Source organism: Luteococcus peritonei (assembly GCF_039526385.1).
Classification (GTDB): Bacteria; Actinomycetota; Actinomycetes; order Propionibacteriales; family Propionibacteriaceae; genus Luteococcus; species Luteococcus peritonei.
Genome location: NZ_BAAAIX010000007.1, coordinates 232,167 through 248,766, shown reverse-complemented (window position 1 = coordinate 248,766; position 16,600 = coordinate 232,167). Strand labels below are relative to the sequence as shown.

At 69.7% G+C, this 16,600-nt stretch carries 21 protein-coding genes; 4 read left to right on the top strand and 17 right to left on the bottom strand.

What is annotated here, in order from left to right; translation table 11 throughout:
• Positions 1-14: 14 nt before the first annotated feature.
• The 3 genes from ispF to ABD073_RS03515 all read right to left on the bottom strand — a co-directional run bounded on the left by ispF (position 15) and on the right by ABD073_RS03515 (position 1,780).
• Entirely contained in the window at positions 15-488 is a 474-nt protein-coding gene (gene ispF / locus ABD073_RS03525; protein WP_343872419.1) for a 2-C-methyl-D-erythritol 2,4-cyclodiphosphate synthase, read from the bottom strand.
• Between the two features lies 1 nt (position 489).
• Positions 490-1,179 (bottom strand): 2-C-methyl-D-erythritol 4-phosphate cytidylyltransferase, encoded by a 690-nt coding sequence (gene ispD / locus ABD073_RS03520; RefSeq protein WP_343872417.1) that lies wholly within the window; start codon positions 1,177-1,179, stop codon positions 490-492.
• A gap of 115 nt (positions 1,180-1,294) precedes the next feature.
• A complete protein-coding gene (locus tag ABD073_RS03515) occupies positions 1,295-1,780 on the bottom strand; it encodes a CarD family transcriptional regulator (protein WP_343872416.1) in 486 nt (161 codons plus the stop codon).
• Between the two features lie 249 nt (positions 1,781-2,029).
• Here ABD073_RS03515 and ABD073_RS03510 point away from each other — a divergent pair, with 249 nt between their 5' ends.
• Positions 2,030-2,524, top strand: coding sequence for a hypothetical protein (locus ABD073_RS03510; RefSeq protein WP_343872415.1), 495 nt, complete (start codon positions 2,030-2,032; stop codon positions 2,522-2,524).
• Positions 2,525-2,606: 82 nt separating this feature from the next.
• On the opposite strand, the gene ABD073_RS03505 is transcribed toward ABD073_RS03510, so the two are convergent.
• Entirely contained in the window at positions 2,607-3,284 is a 678-nt protein-coding gene (locus ABD073_RS03505; protein ID WP_343872414.1) for a response regulator, read from the bottom strand.
• Positions 3,281-4,483, bottom strand: a complete 1,203-nt coding sequence (locus tag ABD073_RS03500; RefSeq protein ID WP_343872434.1) for a sensor histidine kinase — start codon at positions 4,481-4,483, stop codon at positions 3,281-3,283. The genes ABD073_RS03505 and ABD073_RS03500 overlap by 4 nt, the downstream gene beginning before the upstream one ends.
• A gap of 212 nt (positions 4,484-4,695) precedes the next feature.
• On the opposite strand from ABD073_RS03500, the gene phoU reads away from it, so the two are divergent.
• A complete protein-coding gene (phoU, locus tag ABD073_RS03495; RefSeq protein ID WP_343872413.1) occupies positions 4,696-5,361 on the top strand; it encodes a phosphate signaling complex protein PhoU in 666 nt (221 codons plus the stop codon).
• A gap of 96 nt (positions 5,362-5,457) precedes the next feature.
• On the opposite strand, the gene ABD073_RS03490 is transcribed toward phoU, so the two are convergent.
• Entirely contained in the window at positions 5,458-6,210 is a 753-nt protein-coding gene (locus tag ABD073_RS03490) for a phosphoglyceromutase (RefSeq protein WP_343872412.1), read from the bottom strand.
• Between the two features lie 87 nt (positions 6,211-6,297).
• On the opposite strand from ABD073_RS03490, the gene ABD073_RS03485 reads away from it, so the two are divergent.
• Positions 6,298-7,050 carry an SDR family NAD(P)-dependent oxidoreductase gene (locus tag ABD073_RS03485; RefSeq protein WP_343872411.1) on the top strand — a complete coding sequence of 251 codons (753 nt, stop codon included), beginning with the start codon at positions 6,298-6,300 and terminating at the stop codon, positions 7,048-7,050.
• Between the two features lie 29 nt (positions 7,051-7,079).
• Here the strand turns inward: ABD073_RS03485 and ABD073_RS03480 are convergent, their stop codons facing one another.
• The 7 genes from ABD073_RS03480 to ABD073_RS03450 all read right to left on the bottom strand — a co-directional run bounded on the left by ABD073_RS03480 (position 7,080) and on the right by ABD073_RS03450 (position 13,094).
• Positions 7,080-7,886, bottom strand: a complete 807-nt coding sequence (locus tag ABD073_RS03480; RefSeq protein WP_343872409.1) for an SGNH/GDSL hydrolase family protein — start codon at positions 7,884-7,886, stop codon at positions 7,080-7,082.
• A gap of 96 nt (positions 7,887-7,982) precedes the next feature.
• The gene (locus tag ABD073_RS03475; RefSeq protein WP_343872408.1) at positions 7,983-8,696 is read right to left on the bottom strand and encodes a hypothetical protein; all 714 of its coding nucleotides are present in this window, start codon (positions 8,694-8,696) and stop codon (positions 7,983-7,985) included.
• 2 nt (positions 8,697-8,698) lie between these two features.
• Positions 8,699-9,064 carry a PadR family transcriptional regulator gene (locus ABD073_RS03470; RefSeq protein ID WP_343872407.1) on the bottom strand — a complete coding sequence of 122 codons (366 nt, stop codon included), beginning with the start codon at positions 9,062-9,064 and terminating at the stop codon, positions 8,699-8,701.
• A 310-nt stretch (positions 9,065-9,374) separates the two neighbouring features.
• Positions 9,375-9,740: a biotin/lipoyl-containing protein gene (locus ABD073_RS03465; RefSeq protein ID WP_343872406.1), complete on the bottom strand. Its 366-nt coding sequence runs from the start codon at positions 9,738-9,740 to the stop codon at positions 9,375-9,377.
• A 25-nt stretch (positions 9,741-9,765) separates the two neighbouring features.
• Complete coding sequence (locus tag ABD073_RS03460) at positions 9,766-10,011, bottom strand: hypothetical protein (protein WP_343872405.1); 246 nt, start codon at positions 10,009-10,011, stop codon at positions 9,766-9,768.
• A 13-nt stretch (positions 10,012-10,024) separates the two neighbouring features.
• Positions 10,025-11,575: an acyl-CoA carboxylase subunit beta gene (locus tag ABD073_RS03455; protein ID WP_343872404.1), complete on the bottom strand. Its 1,551-nt coding sequence runs from the start codon at positions 11,573-11,575 to the stop codon at positions 10,025-10,027.
• A gap of 22 nt (positions 11,576-11,597) precedes the next feature.
• Complete coding sequence (locus ABD073_RS03450; RefSeq protein ID WP_343872403.1) at positions 11,598-13,094, bottom strand: methylmalonyl-CoA carboxytransferase subunit 5S; 1,497 nt, start codon at positions 13,092-13,094, stop codon at positions 11,598-11,600.
• A gap of 154 nt (positions 13,095-13,248) precedes the next feature.
• Here ABD073_RS03450 and ABD073_RS03445 point away from each other — a divergent pair, with 154 nt between their 5' ends.
• Positions 13,249-13,509 (top strand): hypothetical protein, encoded by a 261-nt coding sequence (locus ABD073_RS03445; RefSeq protein ID WP_343872402.1) that lies wholly within the window; start codon positions 13,249-13,251, stop codon positions 13,507-13,509.
• A gap of 22 nt (positions 13,510-13,531) precedes the next feature.
• Here ABD073_RS03445 and ABD073_RS03440 read toward each other — a convergent pair whose 3' ends face one another.
• The 4 genes from ABD073_RS03440 to ABD073_RS03425 form a co-directional block, all read right to left on the bottom strand.
• Positions 13,532-13,840, bottom strand: a complete 309-nt coding sequence (locus ABD073_RS03440; protein WP_343872401.1) for an antibiotic biosynthesis monooxygenase family protein — start codon at positions 13,838-13,840, stop codon at positions 13,532-13,534.
• A 120-nt stretch (positions 13,841-13,960) separates the two neighbouring features.
• Positions 13,961-14,986 carry a class II fructose-bisphosphate aldolase gene (gene fbaA, locus ABD073_RS03435; RefSeq protein WP_343872400.1) on the bottom strand — a complete coding sequence of 342 codons (1,026 nt, stop codon included), beginning with the start codon at positions 14,984-14,986 and terminating at the stop codon, positions 13,961-13,963.
• Positions 14,987-15,084: 98 nt separating this feature from the next.
• Positions 15,085-15,702, bottom strand: a complete 618-nt coding sequence (locus ABD073_RS03430; protein WP_343872399.1) for a hypothetical protein — start codon at positions 15,700-15,702, stop codon at positions 15,085-15,087.
• 20 nt (positions 15,703-15,722) lie between these two features.
• Positions 15,723-16,553 (bottom strand): GntR family transcriptional regulator, encoded by an 831-nt coding sequence (locus ABD073_RS03425; RefSeq protein ID WP_343872397.1) that lies wholly within the window; start codon positions 16,551-16,553, stop codon positions 15,723-15,725.
• Between the last annotated feature and the right edge of the window lie 47 nt (positions 16,554-16,600).

Below are 16,600 nucleotides of genomic sequence, written 5' to 3'. Positions count from 1 at the left end.
CCCCCGCGAAGGCCTCAGCCGCGCGTGACCAGGGCGGTGGCGATCGCCGCCACGCCCTCCCCGCGGCCGGTCAGGCCCAGGCCGTCGGTGGTGGTGGCGGCCAGGCTGACCGGGGCGCCGAGCGCCTCGGACATCACCTGCTCTCCCTCCTGGCGACGCGCGGCCAGCCGCGGCCGGTTGCCCACCAGCTGCACCGCCACGTTGCCGATCTCCCAGCCGGCCTCGCGCACACGTCGGGCGGTCTCGGCCAGGAAGGCGGTGCCGCTGGCACCGGCCCACTGCGGCTCGCTGGTGCCGTAGTTGGAGCCCAGGTCACCCAGCCCCGCGGCCGACAGCAGGGCGTCGCAGACGGCATGGCAGGCCACGTCGCCGTCGGAATGGCCCGACAGGCCACGCGGCTCGTCGGGGAAGTGCAGCCCGGCGCAGTGCATCTCGTGGCCCTCGGCCAGCTGGTGCACGTCGGTGCCGATGCCGGTACGGATCTCCATCTCAGTCCTCCTCGTGGCCCCGGCCGGCCGCGATGGCGCGGGCCAGCAGGACGTCCAGTGGTTCGGTGACCTTGTTCGACTCCCGTGAGCCGGCCACCAGGTGGACCGGGTGGCCCAGCGCCTCGCAGACGGCCGCGTCGTCGGTGACCTCCAGGCCGCGACGGGCGGCCTCGGCGTGGGCCTGGCGCAGCGTGTCCAGGTCGAAGCCCTGCGGGGTCTGCACCGCCACCAGGCGGGAGCGATCCACCACCTGTGGGCCGGTGGGGGTGCGTTCCCGGATGGTGTCCACCACGGGCACGACGGGGATCACGCAGGGACTGCCCTGGGCCACCGCGGTGATGACGCCCCGGACCACCTCGGCCGGGACGAAGGGGCGGGCGGCGTCGTGCACCAGCACGATGCCGTGCTCACCGGCCAGCTCCAGGCCGTTGGCCACGGAGTCCTGGCGCCGTTCTCCGCCCACCGTCACCACGACCGGGATCGGCGAGCCAGCCAGCACTCGGCGGAACTCCTCGGCCAGGCTGGCGGCCGCCACCACCACGGCCCGGTCGCAGCCGCCCTGCGCCATGGCCTCCATCGACCACTCCACCAGGGTGCGGCCGGCCACCCGGACCAGCGCCTTCGGGACCTCGCCCCCCAGCCGGGTCCCGGATCCTGCAGCTACCAGCACGGCGACGACGGGTTGGGTCATGGCGGCCAGTATGCCAGCGCTCCCCGGGCGGGGGTGCCGTGCACCGAGGGCCCGGAGACGACGATCGCCCCCGCCATGACGGCGGGGGCGACCAGATGTCAGCAGAGCCAGGGGCTCAGGAGGCGAGCACCTCGTCGAGCATGACCTCGGCGCGGTCCTCCTCGACCTTCTCGGCCAGGGCGAGCTCGGAGACCAGGATCTGACGGGCCTTGGCGAGCATCCGCTTCTCGCCGGCGGACAGGCCGCGCTCCTTCTCACGACGCCACAGGTCGCGAACCACCTCGGCGACCTTCATGACATTGCCGCTGTGCAGCTTCTCCAGGTTGGCCTTGTACCGGCGCGACCAGTTGGTGGGCTCCTCGGTGTGCGGTGCCCGCAGCACGGAGAAGACCTTCTCCAGACCGTCGGCGTCGACCACGTCGCGCACCCCGACCAGGTCGAGGTTGCACGCCGGCACCCTCACCACCAGGTCCGTCTGGCCGATGATCCTCAGCACCAGGTAGAGCTTGTCCTCACCCTTGATCTTGCGGGTTTCGATGTCCTCGATGACAGCAGCCCCATGATTGGGGTACACCACCGTTTCTCCGACCGTGAAAGTCATATGTTTGACCCCTTTCCCAAGCCCTATTCTAGCACGCTCCTCAGCTGAGCCTCAGGGCGTCCTTCCTAGTCAGGACCGAAAGCAAAGCTCCCGCCAGTGGCGGAGCGCCCGAGGGGCGCACCCGGGCGCGGCCAATCGGGCCCTGACCAGCGCGAGAACCGGGCCGGCCGGCACGGCGGGCGGGCAGGCGCCGCGTCGGGAAAATGGCTAGTCTGTGCTCATCCGGACACCGAAAAGGAACTTCTGACGATGAGCATGCCTGCCCTCCGCCTGTCCCGCGTCGCCGTCGCTGCCGTCGCACTGGCCGGTCTCGGCCTCGCCGGCTGCGCCAACTACGAGACCCTCGAGCCGTACCAGCCGGCCGCCGGCGTCCAGACCGACGCCCCGGGCGTCAAGGTGCGCAACCTGATGGTGATCAGCGAGGGCAGCACCATGCACCTGGCCGGCAGCCTGATCGCGGCCCAGGACGACTCGCTCTCCCAGGTGGCCGGCGTCGCCCTCCAGGAGAACAGCGATCCAGGCAAGCCGCTCACGCTGGGCACGAAGGGCCAGCTGAAGCTGCCCGCCGGCCGCACGGTGAACCTGGCCGACTCGAACATCACCGTCAAGGGCGACGTGCGCCCCGGCGGCATGGCCCAGGTGAGCCTGACCTTCGCCCAGGCCCAGCCGCTCACCCTCACCGTCCCCGTGCTGGATGCGGAGGCGGCAGGCTTCGCATCGGCCAGCCCCGCCGGCCAGAACTGAGCCCGGCGCCCGGAACCGTCAGGACCCCGCCACGCAGTCGCGCGGCGGGGTCCTGTGCGTCCGGCTCCCCTGCGGGCGCAGGTCAGGCCTCGAACTTGTAGCCCAGGCCGCGCACCGTCACCAGCAGCACCGGATTGGAGGGATCGCGCTCGATCTTGGCGCGCAGCCGCTTCACGTGCACGTCCAGCGTCTTGGTGTCTCCCACGTAGTCGGCGCCCCAGATCCGGTCGATCAGCTGGCCGCGGGTCATCACCCGGCCGGAATTGCGCAGCAGCAGCTCCAGCAGCTCGAACTCCTTGAGGGCCAGCCGGATGGGCTCCCCGTCCACGGTCACCTCATGGCGCTCGACGTCCATCCGCACGCCGCCGGCCTCGATCAGCTCCGGCAGCAGGTCGGTGTCCTGCCCGCGGCGCAGCACCGCGCGGATCCGGGCCACCAGCTCGCGGTGGCTGAACGGCTTGGTGACGTAGTCGTCGGCGCCCAGCTCCAGGCCCACCACCTTGTCGATCTCGGAGTCGCGGGCGGTGACCATGATGATCGGCACGTTGCTGCGTGAGCGCAGCTGGCGGCAGACCTCGGTGCCGGGCATGCCGGGCAACATGAGGTCCAGCAGCACCAGGTCGGCGCCGGTGCGCTCGAACTCCCCGATGCCGCGAGCCCCGTCCGGGGCCTCGGAGACCTCGAAGCCCTCCTTGCGGAGCATGAAGGCGGTGGCCTCGCGGTAGGAGTCCTCGTCCTCGATGATCAGAACGCGGGTCATGGCTGCCTCTCTAGGGTGTGCTCGGCCCCCGGGAGGAGGGCCGTCTGGACGGCGGTGTGCTCGTGGCGCGGCAGGCGCACGGTGAAGGTGGACCCCTGGCCCAGCTTGCTCCAGACGTTCACCGACCCGCCGTGCACGGCGCAGATGTGCTTGACGATGGACAGCCCCAGCCCGGTGCCGCCGTGCTCCCGGCTGCGGCCGTAGTCCACCCGGTAGAAGCGCTCGAAGATGCGCTCCTGGTTCTCCGGGCTGATGCCGATGCCGTTGTCGGCGACGCTGACCTCCACCCACTGCTCGCCGGCCTCGTCCACCAGGGCGGTGCTGATCGCCACCCGGGCGCCGGGATCGGAGTAGACGATGGCATTGGTCACCAGGTTGGTGAGCGCGTCCACCAGCTGGTGCTCGTCGCCCAGCACCTCGACCGGCTCGGGGGCGTCGACGCGCACCAGGTTGACCTTGCGCCGACTGCCCATCTCGCGGGCGTTCTGCACGGCGTGGTCCACCAGGTCGGCCACCTCGAGGGGTTCGGCACGCAGCATCGGGTCGTCGGACTGCAGCCGCGAGAGGTCGATGATCTGGGTGACCAGCTCCCCCAGCCGCACGCTCTCGGTGTGCATCCGGCCCACGAAGTGGCGCACCGCGTCGGGATCGTCGGCGGCCTGCTCGACGGCCTCGCTGAGCAGCTGGATGGCGCCGATCGGGGTCTTGAGCTCGTGACCCACGTTGGCGACGAAGTCGCGGCGGGTCTCGTCCACCCGCAGCAGCGGGGTGCGGTCCTCCACCAGCACCATCAGCGTGGCGTCGCTGAGCGGCGAGATGCGCACGTTGAGGTGCAGGGTCGGGGCGCCGGGGCCGCGGGCCACCTCGGTGTCGAAGACGGTGGTCTCACCCAGCCGGCGCACCTCGCGGATCCGGTGCAGCACCTGCGTCACCACCACCCGGTCACCCCGGCACAGGCCCAGGTGACGGGCCTGCGGGTTGGAGTGCAGCACCTCGTCATGGGGGCCCACCAGCATGGCGGCCGAGCGCAGCAGGTCCACCATCTCCACCAGTTGCGGGCTGGCCTCGACGGGCTGGGTGGGCTCTGGCTGTGGGACCTCGGCGTGGCGGTTCACCTCGCGGTGCCACCAGATCATCACCCCTGCTCCGAGGGCGATTCCGAGCAGCAGCCCGAGTCCTGCCCAGAGCGCGGTTTGCATCACCGGACCAGCATAGGACCCGCCGGTGGGCCCGGCTCCCCGGACCCCAAGGTCCCTCGGGAAACCATTTCCCGAACGTTCACCTCGGCGTTACTCTCAGGCTGCTGGCAGTCTTCCGTCGAAACCTAGCGTCTTGGCAGGTACCTGCCCTCCCGAGGTGGCAGGATCGACAGCCAGGCGTCTGCCGCACCTCCCTCGAACAAGGAAACCCAGTGCGCGAGAACTACCACGAAGAACTGAACAACGTCGTCGACCAGCTGGTCAGCATGAACAGCAACGTGCGCATCGCGGTCCATGACGCCACCGAGGCGCTGCTGAACGCGGACCTGCGGATCGCCGAGCGCGTGATCGCCGACGACACCCGCCTCGACGTGATGCACGAGGAGATCGAGAAGCAGTGCTTCCAGCTGCTGGCCCGCCAGGCGCCGGTGGCCGGTGAGCTGCGCACCATCGTCGCCGCGCTGCGGATGGTCTTCGAGCTGGCCCGGATGGGAGACCTGGCCGCGCACGTCGCGAAGATCGCCCGGCTGCGCTACCCCGAGCACGCCGTGCCCGACGACCTGGTGGCCAACTTCACCCGCATGGCCGAGGTGGCCGACCACATGATCGCCTCCGCCGGCACCACGCTGAGCCAGCGCGACGTCGAGGAGGCCAGCAAGCTGGCCGAGCACGACGAGGAGATGGACGACCTGCGCCGCCAGCAGTTCACCATGCTGCTGGCCGACGACTGGCCGCACGGCGTGGAGAAGGCCGTCGACGCCGCCCTGCTGGGCCGCTACTACGAGCGCATCGCCGACCACTCGGTGGCGATGGGCCGTCGCATCATCTACTTGATCACCGGCGAGGCCCCCGAGGGCGAGAACTGGCCCAACGCCTGATCCCTGGCGCCCGACAGCCCCGCGCACCAGACAGACAGGAGCCCGGCCCCCTGATGGGGACCGGGTTCCTTGGCGTCGCGGCTCAGCCGCGCCGGCTCACTTCTTCTTGCCCTGGTTCTTGACCGCCTCGATCGAGGCCTTGGCGGCCTCCGGATCCAGGTAGCGGCCACCGGGGGTGACGGGCTCGAAGTTGTCGTCCAGCTCGTAGTAGAGCGGGATGCCGGTGGGGATGTTCAGCCCGGCGATGTCGGAGTCGGAGATCTTGTCCAGGTGCTTGACCAGCGCGCGCAGCGAGTTGCCGTGCGCGGTCACCAGGACGGTCTTGCCCTCGGCCAGGTCGGGCTTGATGTTGCTCTCCCAGTAGGGGAGCATGCGGGCCACGACGTCCTTGAGGCACTCGGTCTGCGGACGCTCGTCCTCGGCGATGTCGGCATAGCGCGGGTCGTTGAACTGCGAGTACTCGCCGTCCTTGTCCAGCACGGGCGGCGGGGTGTCGTAGCTGCGGCGCCAGAGCATGAACTGCTCCTCGCCGTACTTCTCCAGGGTCTCGGCCTTGTCCAGTCCCTGCAGGCCGCCGTAGTGGCGCTCGTTGAGACGCCAGCTGCGCTCCACCGGGATCCAGTGGCGGTCGCAGCCGTCCAGCGCCAGGTAGGCGGTGTGGATCGCGCGACGCAGCAGCGAGGTGTGCAGCTTGTCGGGGAGCAGATCCTCGGACTTCAGCAGCTCCGCGCCACGCTTGGCCTCCGCGACGCCCTTCTCGTTGATGTCGACGTCCACCCAGCCAGTGAACAGGTTCTTCTGGTTCCACTCGCTCTCGCCGTGGCGGAGCAGGATCAGCTTGTAGGTCATGCCCCCAACTCTAGCGAGCGCACCGCCTGAGGACAGGGGTGGGTGGGCGAGCATCCGGTTGACGGACGCGGGTGGAAGAATCGGCCCATGAGCACCGAAACCCCTTCACCCTTGGCCGTCGTCACCGGGGCCAGCTCCGGCATCGGGGCCGCCACCGCCCGCCAGCTGGCCGGCCAGGGCTACCGCCTGCTGCTGGCCGCCCGTCGCTCCGAGCGCATCCAGGCGCTGGCCGAGGAGCTGGGCGGTACCGCCGTGACCTGCGACATCACCAGCGACGAGGACGTGGCCGCGCTGCGCGAGACGGTCGGCGAGCGGCTCGACCTGCTGGTCAACAATGCGGGCGGCGCCGTGGGCCAGGAGCCGCTGGCCGAGGCCGACCTGGCGGCCTGGCAGACCATGTTCGCCACCAATGTGCTCGGCACCGCCCGGGTGACCAAGGCCCTGCTGCCCGCCCTGGAGTCAGCAGCCGGCACCGTGGTCTTCGTCACCTCGACCGCCGCCGAGGCGCCCTACGAGGGCGGCGCCGGGTACTGCGGTGCCAAGTCGGCCGAGCGCTCGATGGTGGGTGCGCTGCGCCTGGAACTGGTGGCCCGCCCGGTACGGGTCTGCGAGGTCTCCCCCGGCATGGTGCGCACCGAGGAGTTCAGCCTGACCCGCTTCCACGGCGACCAGGCCAGGGCGGACGCGGTCTACGCCGGCGTCGCGGAGCCGCTGGTGGCCGAGGACATCGCCGAGTGCATCGGCTGGATGGCCTCGCGGCCGGCGCACGTGAACGTCGACCGGATGGTGGTTCGTCCCCGCGCCCAGGCCGCCAACCACAAGGTGCACCGCGAGGGCTGAACGGAGCGTCCGGGCGGCCGGCCCCTCGCTCAGAAGCGCGGGGTGGGCAGCTGCTCGTCGGGATCGACGACCACCAGCTCGGGCCGCTTGGCGCTGAGCCCGTCGCCCGAGGAGCGGCCGGTGAGGCGGCGGTGCACCCACGGGCGCACGTACTCGCGGGCCCACTGGGCGTTCTCGCGCAGCCACTGGGCGCGTCCCACGGGCGCGGCGGGCGGCAGCGCCTCGGGCCGGTCCGAGGGGTCGCCGCCGAGCGCCTCGTAGGCCGCCAGCGCCACCCGGACGTGCCCCTCGGGGGTCATGTGCAGCCGGTCCTCGGCCCACATCCGCCAGTCCTTGATCTCGTCCAGGCCCCACTGGTCCACCAGGGCGCAGCCGTGGCGCCGGGCAATGGTGTGCAGATTCGCGAGGTAGATGGCGCAGCGCGACCGGGTGGCGCGCAGCAGCGGCGCCTCCTTCGGGTCCGTGGGGGTGGCCATCAGCACGTCGATGCCGGCGCTGCGCAGCTGCACCACGGCCTGCTCCATCCGCTGCGAGAGCGCGTCGACGTCGGAACCGGGGCGCAGCACGTCGTTGCCGCCACCCACCAGGCTGACCAGGTCGGGCTTGAGCTCCAGCGCGAGCGGGAGCTGGCGTCCCAGGATGTCGTCGAGCAGCCGGCCGCGGATGGCGAGGTTGGCATAGGCCAGATCATGGCCCGCCTCACGCGCGTCTGCGGCGAGCAGGTGGGCCAGCCGGTCAGTCCAGCCCAGGTAGGAGTTCTCGCGGCTGGGATCGGGGTCGCACATCCCCTCACTGAAGGAGTCGCCGATCGCCACGTAGCGCTGCCAGGTCTTCACGTCTTCTCCTCTGCCGACCGATGGGGCCGTCGCCACGCTACTCGCCTGCCGGAGCGGCAGTCCTCCCACGACGACGGGTGGACGGCATCCGCCGGCTCAGCCCACCACCCAGGCCATCAGCGCGAAGACCGCGGCCGCCACCGGGAACATCCAGGGCAGCAGGCGGATCATGGCGCGGCTCACGGCCGGGTGCCGGTCCACCGGGCTGGTCGAGCCACGGGGATCCACCAGCGGGTCATCCCAGTCGTCCATGCGGCGGTACATCCCCACCAGGCAGGCCAGCTGCAGGGCGATGGCGAGAACTGCGGCCACGGTCACCGGCAGCCGCACGGCGACGCTGGTGAGCAGGATGGGGGGAAGCATGGCGGCCACGGTCACGGCGCCGGTGAAGAAGAGGATGCCGCGCAGCCGCTGCTGGACGATGGCATGGGTCCAGCGCACCACGCCGGCCGCGAACAGGCACATCAGCAGCAGCGAGGCGAGCTCACCCCAGCTGACCTGCACGTCGCGCCCGGCAGCCAGCGCGGAGCCGGTGGGACCGGCCAGCAACAGGCCCAGGCCGCCCAGCAGCATCGGGGCCAGCAGCGCCAGCCACTGCCCCGCGCTGCGGGTCACCATCTGCTGCTCGGGGAAGGCGAGCCGACGCGCGTAGTCACGAGGATCACCGAACATCTCCTGCGGCGTCTCGCCCGCCTCCTGGCAGTGGCTCTCCACCTCGGCGACCGCGTCGCCGATGGCGTCGCCGCGCACGTCGCGCAGGCGCAGCTCGGTCACCATCTCGTCGAACCAGTGGGTGGTGGTCTTGTCCATCGTCATTCCTCGTTCTCGGGGACGGACCCGGCGCCGGGGAAGGGCACCAGGAAGTGGTCGGTGGTGGAGCTGAAGTCGCGCCACTGCTGGGCCTGCCGCGTGAACTCCTGACGGCCCTGGTCGGTGAGCAGGAAGTACTTGCGACCGGGTCCGCCCTGCCCCTCGCGCCATTCGGTGCTGACATGGCCAGCCACCTCCAGGCGACTCAGCAGCGGGTAGAGCGAGCCTCCCTTGACCAGGCCGAAACCACCCTCCTCGAGACGAGCGGCGATCTCGTAGCCATAGGTGGGGCCGTCGGCTAGCACCCGCAGCACGGCGAGGGTGAGCAGGCCGCGGAGCCATTCGCTGGGCCAGGGGTTCACGGGCATGACTAGACAGTAGCGCTTACTAGTCAGGTTGTCTAGTTAGACAGCCTGACGTGATGCCGCCCCAAGCCATCGGGCGGGACTACCCCAGAAACAGAACAGTGGCGAGGCCCCAGGCCTCGCCACTGCTCTTGCGTTGTTCGCGTTCCACCTTGCGGCTTCACGCACATCCCCCACTTGGATGTTGAACCCCAACATCCGCAACCGGTGTTGGTATGACAGACGTTATACCTAGGAATCCCAGCTGCACAACGAATCTCGGGGCGGGTCAGACATCCTTCAGGTATCTAGTCAATTGACCAACTTCGTCGGGTCAGACCAGCTCGATGAGCGCCTGCCCACCCTGCACGGCCTGGCCTGCCTCCACCAGGATGGTGCCCACCGTGCCGTCGCCGGGAGCGGTGATCTCGGTCTCCATCTTCATGGCCTCGAGCACCACCAGCACCTGGCCGGCGGTGATCGCGTCACCCTCCTTGACCTGGATCCGGGCCACGGAGCCGGCCAGGGGTGCGACGACCGCATTGGAGCTCGCGGCCGGCATCGAGGCGCGGGTGGGGATCGGGTTGTTGCCGGTGTTGACGCCGCCGATGATGATGGGGCTCAGCGTCTGCTGCTGCTCCTCCTCCACCTCGACGTCGATGAGGTAGTCCGTCCCGTTGACGGTCACCTTGAGCTTCATGGCTTCTCTCTCCTGATTGGGACGGTCACTTGACCGAACGGTTGTGGACGCGGCCTCGGGACTCGGTGGACCAGTTGCGGCCCGTCTTGAGGCGGACGGCCTTCACGGTGGCCTTGTGACCCAGGTAGGCGGCGACGGCGGCCGAGATGGCCACCATCACGTCGTCGGGGATCTGCTGGTTGGCCTTCAGCGTGGCCACCTCGCCCTCGAGCGCCTCCAGGCGCTGCGAGAGCTCGGCGACCAGCGCCTCGAGCTGTTCGGTGTTCTCCATTGCCATCCCCCGATCAGGCCGGCTCGAGGCCGTGCTTCTTGGCCGGGCGGATCTGGCGCTTGGTGGCCAGCATCTCCAGGCTCAGCGCGATCTGGCGACGGGTGTCGGCCGGGTCGATGATGTCGTCCACCTGGCCGCGGGCGGCCGCCATGTACGGCGTCGAGAAGGTGTCGCGGTACTCCTCGACGAGCTCCTTGCGGCGCTCCTCGGGGTTCTCCGCCTCGGCGATCTCGCGGCGGAAGACCACCGCGGCCGCACCCTCGGCGCCCATCACGGCGATCTCGGCGCTGGGCCAGGCGAAGACCTTGTCGGCACCCAGGTCCTTGGAGCACATGGCCAGGTAGGAGCCGCCGTAGGCCTTGCGCATCACGATGGTGATCTTCGGCACCGTCGCGGCGGAGTAGGCGTAGAGCATCTTGGCGCCGTGGCGGATGATGCCGCCCCGCTCCTGGGCCACGCCCGGCAGGAAGCCGGGGACGTCGACCAGGTTGACCACCGGGATGTTGAAGGCATTGCAGAAGCGGATGAACATCGAGCCCTTGTCGGAGCTGTCGATGTCCAGCACGCCGGACATCACCGAGGGGTTGTTGGCGATGAAGCCCACGGTGCGGCCCACGACGCGGCCGAAGCCGACCACCAGGTTCTGCGCCCAGCCGGCGCGCACCTCGAGGAAGTCGCCACGGTCCACGATCTCGCGGATCACCTCGCGCACGTCGTATCCCTTGTTGCCCTCGTCGGGCACGATGTCGCGGAGCTTCTGGTTGGGCGAGACGTCGTCGACCGGGTCGACGATCGGGGCGTCCTCGGCATTGTTCTGCGGCAGGAAGCTGAGCAACTTCTTGGCGATCAGCAGCGCCTGCTCGTCGTCGTCGGCCACGAAGGAGACCACGCCGGAGGACATCTGGGCGTCGGCACCGCCGAGCTCGTCCTGGGTGACATCCTCGCCGGTGACCTGCTTGATCACGCCCGGGCCCGTGATGAACATGTGGGCCTTGCGGGTCTGGATGATGAAGTCGGTCAGCGCCGGGGAGTAGACCGCGCCACCGGCGCAGGGGCCGGCGATGATCGAGATCTGCGGCACGACGCCCGACAGTAGGACGTTCTCGTAGAAGACCTTGCCGTAGCCGGACAGCGAGTCGATGCCCTCCTGGACCCGGGCGCCGCCCGAGTCGTTGATGAAGATGAAGGGCGTGCCGGTGTCGAGCGAGGCGTGCATGGCCTCGGCGACCTTGATGTTGTGGGTTTCGCCCGCGGAGCCACCGGCGACGGTGAAGTCCTGGCTGGCGAAGTGGACCGGACGGCCCAGGACCGCGCCGGCGCCGGTGATGACGCCGTCGGCGGGCATGTCCGCCTTGTCCATGCCGAAGAAGGTGGTGCGGTTCTTGCGGAAGGCACCGTCCTCCAGCAGCGTGCCCTCGTCGAGCAGGTTGGTGACGCGCTCACGCGCGGTCATCGCGCCCTTCTCGTGCTGCTTGGCGATGCGCTTCTCGCCACCGCCCGCCTCGACGCGCGCCCGTTCCTGGGCGAGCTGCTCGATGCGCTCTGCCATGGTGTGCTTGGCCATTGTTCCTGGTTCCCTTCGACGATCAGGCGGGCTCGACCTTGACGCTGTGCGAGCGCCCGTCGAACGTGACGTTGTACTGGATGGGACCCTGCACGGCCTTCGCCTTGCCGGCGGCCGCCTCGGCCTCCTGCTTGAGCTGGGCGTCGGTCTTGCCGACATTCTTGGGCCCGTCGTGACGAGAGGCGAAGAACTTCGGGGCGACGCCGGGGAACATGGCATTGGTGAGCACGTCCTCCTCGGTGCCGTTGTAGCCCGGCAGCGCCTCGGCGTCCTCGGTCAGCTTCTCCCACTCGGGGTCGAGCAGGTCGGCGGGACGGCCGGTGATCGGCTCCTTCTTCGCCTGCGCCTTGGCCATCTCGACGACCTCGGGGTTGCGCTCGCCGATGCACTCGCCGTAGTAGCCGAGCATCAGGTCGGCGAACTCGCCGGTCATCACCTTGTAGCGGCCCATCAGGACGTTGAAGACGGCCTGGGTGCCGACGATCTGGCTGGACGGGGTCACCAGCGGCGGGTAGCCGGCGTCCTTCTTGACCAGCGGCACCTCCTCCATGACCTCCTTGATGCGGTCGCCCGCACCCTGGGCCTTGAGCTGGCTCTCCATGTTGGAGAGCATGCCGCCGGGGATCTGGCTGCGGAAGATGTCGGTGTCCACCAGGGTGGCCGACTCGAACTCCTTGTACTTGGGGCGCACCGTGGCGAAGTGGTCGCGGATGCTGATCAGCCGGTCCATGTCCAGCCCGGTGGTGTACTCGGTGCCCTCGAGCATCTCGACGAGGCTCTCGGTGGGGTTGTGGCCCGGGCCGAGCGACATCGAGCTGATGGCGGTGTCGACCACGTCGGCACCGGCCTCGATGGCCTTCATCAGGGTGACCAGGGTGACACCGGTGGTGGAGTGGCAGTGGACGTTGATCTGGGTGTCCTCGCCGTAGGTCTCCTTGATGCCCCGGATGATGTCGTAGGCGGGCTGCGGCTTGAGCAGGGCGGCCATGTCCTTGAAGGCGATGGAGTCGGCGCCCATGTCGAGCAGCTGGCCGGCGAGCTTCACGTAGCCCTCGGTGGTGTGCAGCGGGCTGATGGTGTAGCAGATCGTGCCCTGGGCGTGCTTGCCCGTGGCCTTCACCGCCTTCATCGCCTGCTCCATGTTGCGCGGGTCGTTCAGGGCGTCGAAGACACGGAAGACGTCCATGCCGTTCTCGGCGGACTTCTCCACGAACTTGTCCACCACGAGGTCCTCGTAGTGGCGGTAGCCCAGCAGGTTCTGGCCACGCAGCAGCATCTGCAGCTTGCTGTTGGGCAGCAGCTTGCGGAAGGTGCGCAGCCGCTCCCACGGGTCTTCGTTGAGGAATCGGATGCAGGAATCGAAGGTTGCGCCGCCCCAGCACTCGACGCTCCAGTAGCCGGCAGCATCGATGTCGGCACAGGCATCGACCATGTCCTCCATGGCCATGCGGGTGGCCATCAGGCTCTGGTGCGCGTCGCGGAGGGCGACCTCGGTTACGCCAATCTTTCGCGGACTCATGACTCCATCCTTCCATGCCCCCCTCGGGAAGCACAGGCGGGGTGGACATTTGTGCACGCTCTCACAAAGCCCCTTGTCTGTGGTCATACCTCGACATCGAGAGAGCCTCACGGGGCCACCGTGCCGACCCCGTGGCCATGACAGAATCGGGCCCATGACGCGTGAACTCAAGCACAACGACTGCCAGGGCAAGTGCGACTGGAAGCCCACCGACGAGGTGGACGAGGGGCTGCAGGTCTTCGCCTGCGGCGGCTGCGGCAGCGAGTGGAACACGGCGCAGGGCTGGACCCCTCGCAATGCCGACGGGGAGGTGGCCCCGGAGGTCGCGGCCGCCCGGGCCAAGGCCAGGCCGCTGGGCGCGGTCGAGGAGGCCCCCCGCGAGGGCCTGGGTGGTGGCGGCGTCGGCGCCTGGTGAGGCCCGGGGGGCGCGTGGGGCCTCAGCCCCGCGGCGCCACGTCCATGACCACCTCGAACTCCAGCAGGCTGGCCCCGCTGGCCACCGGGCGGCCGTGCTCACCCTTGTGGGCAGCGCGGCCCTGACCGTCGCGCCAGGCCTCGTAGGAGGCGTCGTCGGCCCAGTGGGTCACCACGAAGTAGCGGCTCTCCCCCGCCACCGGGCGCAGCAGCTGGAAGCCCAGGAAGCCCGGCTCGGCGTCGATGACGCCCGCCCGCTGGCTGAAGCGGCGCTCCAGCTCGGCTCCGGCACCCTCAGGGACGTCGATGGCATTGATCTTCACGACTGACATGGAGCCAGCCTAGCCAGCCCACGGCACCCGACAAGCGCTGCGCTGGGCGACGAACGGCGGCCGGCCCCCGAGGGGACCGGCCGCCGCCGTCGTACGTGGTGGTTCAGGCCAACGGGTGCGTCACTTGCCGCTGGTGCCGGCCGAACGCAGCTGCTGGCAGGCCTCGACGATGCGAGCGGCCATGCCGGCCTCGGCGCTCTTGCCCCAGGCGCGGGGGTCGTACTGCTTCTTGTTGCCGATCTCGCCGTCGATCTTGAGCACGCCGTCGTAGTTCTTCATCATGTGCTCCACGACGGGGCGGGTGAAGGCGTACTGGGTGTCGGTGTCGACGTTCATCTTCACGACGCCGAAGTCCACGGCATCGCTGATCTCCTGCTCGGTGGAGCCGGAGCCGCCGTGGAAGACCAGCGCGAAGGGCTTCTCCTGGCCGTGCTTGGCGCCGACGGCCTCCTGGATGTCCTTGAGGATCTCGGGGCGCAGCTTCACGTTGCCCGGCTTGTAGACGCCGTGCACGTTGCCGAAGGTGAAGGCGGTCAGGTAGATGCCCTTCTCACCCAGGCCGAGGACCTCGGCGGTGCGCATGGCGTCCTCGACGGAGGTGTACAGCTTGTCGTTGATCTCGCCGACGACACCGTCCTCCTCGCCACCCACGGCGCCGATCTCGATCTCGAGGATCTGGTGGTTGGCCTTGGTCTGGGCCAGCAGCTCCTCGGCGATCTGCAGGTTCTTCTCGACGTCGTCGAGGGCGGAGCCGTCCCACATGTGGGAGTTGAAGATCGGGTCCTGGCCCTGGGCGACGCGTTCGGCCGAGAGCTTCAGCAGCGGGCGGACGTAGCCGTCGAGCTTGGGCTCGGGGCAGTGGTCGGTGTGCAGGCCGACATTGATCGGGTAGTTCTTGGCGACCTCACGGATGTAGTCGGCCAGGGCAACGGCACCGGTCACCATGTTCTTGACGGTGGGGCCCGACGCGTACTCGGCGCCACCGGTGGAGACCTGCAGGATGCCGTCCGAGCCGGCCTCCGCGAAGCCCTGCAGGGCGGCGTTGGCGGTCTGGGAGGACGTCACGTTGATGGCGGGGTAGGCGAACTTTCCGGCCTTGGCCCGCTCGAACATCTCGGCGTAGACCTCAGGTGATGCGACTGGCATTGTCTGCCTCTTTCTCTGGATAGCGGTGTTGCGCACCTCCACTATCCCAAAGAACCCGGCGCGGCGCACCAGCGGGGTCAGCGGCTGGACCCGCCGTCTCAGAACAGGGCGTCGAGGCCGCTGAGGTCCAGCCCGAAGCGGCCACCGGAGGTGGCGCGCAGGCCGCCGTCGATGGTGCCCGGGAGCGCGTCGAGGAAGCTGAGCGGCATGGACCAGACCTTGCCCTGCAGGGCCTCCACCACCAGTTCGGGCCCCGAGCCCACCTTGAGCCCGGCGGTACGCAGCCGCGCCACCTGGGGCCAGGCCAGCTCCAGCACGGCCCCCTCCAGGGTGTGCAGCCGCAGGCCGAACTGGCTGGACTCGAGCGCCGGGCCCGAGCCGATCCTGCGCAGCTTGCGGCGCGCCACCAGCAGCCGGACCAGGGTGATGAGGATCAGCAGCAGGCTGATGCCGTAGCCGGCCACCAGCAGCCAGGGGGTGCCCCAGGAGTCGCGCTGGGTCCACCAGATGCCGGTCCACACGGCGGCACCCAGCACGGTCCACAGCACCGAGCGGGCCAGCTTGCTGCCCAGGGTGGCCACGGCATTGGCCATCGGCACCGGGTTGAAGGCCACCACGTAGGTGTAGGGCGAGGAGTGCGGCCAGTGGTCGACGGCCGGTGCGGTGGGCCCGACCGCCGGGGCGGTCTCGGCCCCGGGGGCCGCGTACTCGGTCATGGGCCCATCGTAGGCGCCGCTCACGCGCGGACCGCCCCCGTCGCTCGGCGTGCCGGGGGCGCCTCCACCACGGCATGGTCGGCGATGTCCACCGGCTCGCCGTCCCCCTGGCCACCGAGCACATCGGCCATCGACTCGCGGGGACGGATGGTGGAGTGGATCCGGTAGCGGTCTCCGCGATACCAGCTGGTGGAGTACTCCATCACCCGGTCGCCGGCGTAGGTGGAGCGTTCGGTGACCAGCAGGGGCGCCCGCCGGGCGATGCCCAGGATCCGGGCGCGGTCGGCGTCGGCGGACTCGGCGGAGACGTTCTGCTCCCCGCTGGTGGCCACCACGCCGTAGTGGTCGGCCAGCAGGTCGTAGACGAAGTTCAGCTTGTGCGCCAGCAGGTCGGGGAACATGGCGCTGGGATACCAGCCCACCTCGTGGGCCATCGGGGTGTCATCGGCCAGCCGGATCCGCTCCAGCCGCACCACCTCGTCACCCACGGCGATCCGCAGCGCGGCCGCCACCCGCTCGTCGGCCGGCTCGGCCTCGGCGCTGAGCACCTCGGTGCGCGGCTGCAGGCCGCGGGCGCGCATCTCGCGGCTGAAACTCATCAGGTGCAGCCGGGAGTTCACCTGCGGTCCGGTGACATAGGTTCCCTTGCCCTGGGTGCGCTCCAGCACACCCGCGTCCACCAGGTCGCTGATCGCCTGGCGCACCGTGACGCGGCTGACCCCCAGCTGCTGCACCAGCTCCCGCTCCGAGGCGATCGCGTCGCCGGCGTGCAGCTCCTCGCGGATCCGGCGCTCCAGGATGGTGCGCACCTGCTCGCGCTTGGTGGTGATGGGTGCTTCCTCGTCGCTCACGGATCAGTCCCTGTCAGTCCAGTTGGCACGGTGGTATGCACAGCGTA

Bases quoted from the DNA above. Each gene is read 5' to 3' on its own strand.
- ispF (WP_343872419.1), bottom strand. From the start codon at position 488: ATGGAGATCCGTACCGGCATCGGCACCGACGTGCACCAGCTGGCCGAG.
- ispD (WP_343872417.1), bottom strand. From the start codon at position 1,179: ATGACCCAACCCGTCGTCGCCGTGCTGGTAGCTGCAGGATCCGGGACC.
- ABD073_RS03515 (WP_343872416.1), bottom strand. From the start codon at position 1,780: ATGACTTTCACGGTCGGAGAAACGGTGGTGTACCCCAATCATGGGGCT.
- ABD073_RS03510 (WP_343872415.1), top strand. From the start codon at position 2,030: ATGAGCATGCCTGCCCTCCGCCTGTCCCGCGTCGCCGTCGCTGCCGTC.
- ABD073_RS03505 (WP_343872414.1), bottom strand. From the start codon at position 3,284: ATGACCCGCGTTCTGATCATCGAGGACGAGGACTCCTACCGCGAGGCC.
- ABD073_RS03500 (WP_343872434.1), bottom strand. From the start codon at position 4,483: ATGCAAACCGCGCTCTGGGCAGGACTCGGGCTGCTGCTCGGAATCGCC.
- ABD073_RS03490 (WP_343872412.1), bottom strand. From the start codon at position 6,210: ATGACCTACAAGCTGATCCTGCTCCGCCACGGCGAGAGCGAGTGGAAC.
- ABD073_RS03485 (WP_343872411.1), top strand. From the start codon at position 6,298: ATGAGCACCGAAACCCCTTCACCCTTGGCCGTCGTCACCGGGGCCAGC.
- ABD073_RS03475 (WP_343872408.1), bottom strand. From the start codon at position 8,696: ATGGACAAGACCACCACCCACTGGTTCGACGAGATGGTGACCGAGCTG.
- ABD073_RS03470 (WP_343872407.1), bottom strand. From the start codon at position 9,064: ATGCCCGTGAACCCCTGGCCCAGCGAATGGCTCCGCGGCCTGCTCACC.
- ABD073_RS03465 (WP_343872406.1), bottom strand. From the start codon at position 9,740: ATGAAGCTCAAGGTGACCGTCAACGGGACGGACTACCTCATCGACGTC.
- ABD073_RS03460 (WP_343872405.1), bottom strand. From the start codon at position 10,011: ATGGAGAACACCGAACAGCTCGAGGCGCTGGTCGCCGAGCTCTCGCAG.
- ABD073_RS03455 (WP_343872404.1), bottom strand. From the start codon at position 11,575: ATGGCCAAGCACACCATGGCAGAGCGCATCGAGCAGCTCGCCCAGGAA.
- ABD073_RS03450 (WP_343872403.1), bottom strand. From the start codon at position 13,094: ATGAGTCCGCGAAAGATTGGCGTAACCGAGGTCGCCCTCCGCGACGCG.
- ABD073_RS03445 (WP_343872402.1), top strand. From the start codon at position 13,249: ATGACGCGTGAACTCAAGCACAACGACTGCCAGGGCAAGTGCGACTGG.
- ABD073_RS03440 (WP_343872401.1), bottom strand. From the start codon at position 13,840: ATGTCAGTCGTGAAGATCAATGCCATCGACGTCCCTGAGGGTGCCGGA.
- fbaA (WP_343872400.1), bottom strand. From the start codon at position 14,986: ATGCCAGTCGCATCACCTGAGGTCTACGCCGAGATGTTCGAGCGGGCC.
- ABD073_RS03430 (WP_343872399.1), bottom strand. From the start codon at position 15,702: ATGACCGAGTACGCGGCCCCCGGGGCCGAGACCGCCCCGGCGGTCGGG.